We start from the raw sequence: 1,712 nt of genomic DNA on the forward strand, positions 1-1,712 counted from the left end.
TCCAGGAATATTCCGTCGGTGGTCTTTTTATGAGCCTAGCATCAGTTCTGATTGAAATTTTCGAGTGTCCTGTCCAGATAAACTCGTGGGATGGTCTCTTTTTTTAGCCTAGTATTAATTAATTTTAAAATTGACATATTTTGTTTATTTAGGTTTCCGCGTTCCACAACATGCCGATGTATCTCTCGAGGGACGCCTGGGTTGACCAGATCGTCTCCGTGGTGGACTCCTGCCTCTATTATGGTTTTAAACAATTAGTTAAAGCTGCTAGAACAAATAAAAAAGAAGTGATTGTTCGTTCTAATTTAACAATTTATTTTGTTAAAGGATTTGCAGATATTCCAGAATATTGTGCTGACAATCAACTGAGAATTGTGGCATCATTGCCTTGTTATTTAGAAGATAATGTCGATAAAATGCGCGGTTATGGCGTTTATAGTGAATCAATTAAAGCATTGCAATGGTTAAACAAATTAGGATATGGAAAAGATCGACATCTTATCTTAGATTTAGTTTATAATCCTCCCGTTCCAAAGAAAAATAAATTTACCCTTCCTCCTAATCAAAAAAATCTAGAGGAAGATTATAAAAAATATTTAGAAGAGAATTTTAACATCTACTTTAACCAACTTCTTACAATTACCAATTTACCCATAGGTAGAACTAAGCTATATCTGCAAAATAGAAAAATATATCAGCCTTATCTAGATTTTTTGGAGTCAAATTTTAATTCTGAGACTGTAGAAAATTTAATGTGTCGAAATGAATTATCAATTGATTATTTAGGTAATGTCTATGACTGTGACTTTAATCAGATGGAAAAGATCCCAGCTCAAACTAACAAAATTGAAAAAATCACAGTAGCTAAGTTATTAGAAGCTAATAGTTTAGACATAATTGAACAAGTGCAGACAGAAAATTATTGTTACGGTTGTACAGCAGGTTGTGGCTCTAGTTGCAGTGGGTCATTAATATAATTTAGAGCAAGTAAAAAATATAGTTTAAATTAATCCCCAAGCTACTACTAAAGGATTAATTTAGAGATGTTTAATTTCCTGAATTCCCAAATCTATGATAATATCTAAATTAGCAATACTATATATTACTAACTTATATACAAAGCCAGCAAATTATCACAAGAATAATGCTAGAAACATCACTAAACTTATCCCCTACTTATATGGCAGCAAGCTTTCAGGCACTTTCTGACCCATTACGAATTAAAATATTAGAACTGTTGCGTACACAAGAACTATGTGTGTGTGATATATGCGATCGCCTTCAAGTTTCTCAGTCCAAACTATCTTTTCATCTCAAAAATCTCAAAGAAGCTGCTTTAGTTAAAAGTCGCCAGGATGGTCGTTGGATATATTACAGTCTTAATTTATCTCAACTTGAAAGTTTAGAAAAGTACCTATCAGAATATCAAAAAATTAGCCCCTTACCAGCTCACCTTTGTGTCAATAATGATTAACTGAAATGCCTGATTATTTCAGTTATCAGTTAACAGTTATCAGTACCTCTACAATCAGGATGCTTGGCATAAGAAATATTCTCTTTTTTTTCCCTTAAAAGGGGAGGCGCATACCCACAAATTTTTCAGTAAAATTTGGCAGCAAATCTGAAAATCAGGGTAATACTAATATCATCACCGCTTAATTAAAAATCCAAAAAATTCTATCCAATCCTCATTTTGTCTTCTCTTTTTTCCA

The 1,712-nt window shown here is 32.6% G+C and carries 1 protein-coding gene and 1 pseudogene; both read left to right on the forward strand.

The features are described 5' to 3' along the window. Positions 1 to 239 precede the first annotated feature (239 nt). A pseudogene (arsS, locus tag F6K13_RS31880) lies at positions 240 to 977 on the forward strand (arsenosugar biosynthesis radical SAM (seleno)protein ArsS); the annotation flags it as partial. 167 nt (positions 978 to 1,144) lie between these two features. Further along, a complete protein-coding gene (locus F6K13_RS31885; protein WP_124143614.1) occupies positions 1,145 to 1,474 on the forward strand; it encodes a helix-turn-helix transcriptional regulator in 330 nt (109 codons plus the stop codon). The last annotated feature ends 238 nt before the right edge of the window (positions 1,475 to 1,712 follow it).

The organism is Okeania sp. SIO2B9, assembly GCF_010672505.1.
GTDB lineage: Bacteria > Cyanobacteriota > Cyanobacteriia > Cyanobacteriales > Microcoleaceae > Okeania > Okeania hirsuta.

What these genes read in the sequence shown, in the direction of transcription:
- F6K13_RS31885 (WP_124143614.1), top strand. Translation starts at nt 1,145, where the DNA reads ATGCTAGAAACATCACTAAACTTATCCCCTACTTATATGGCAGCAAGC.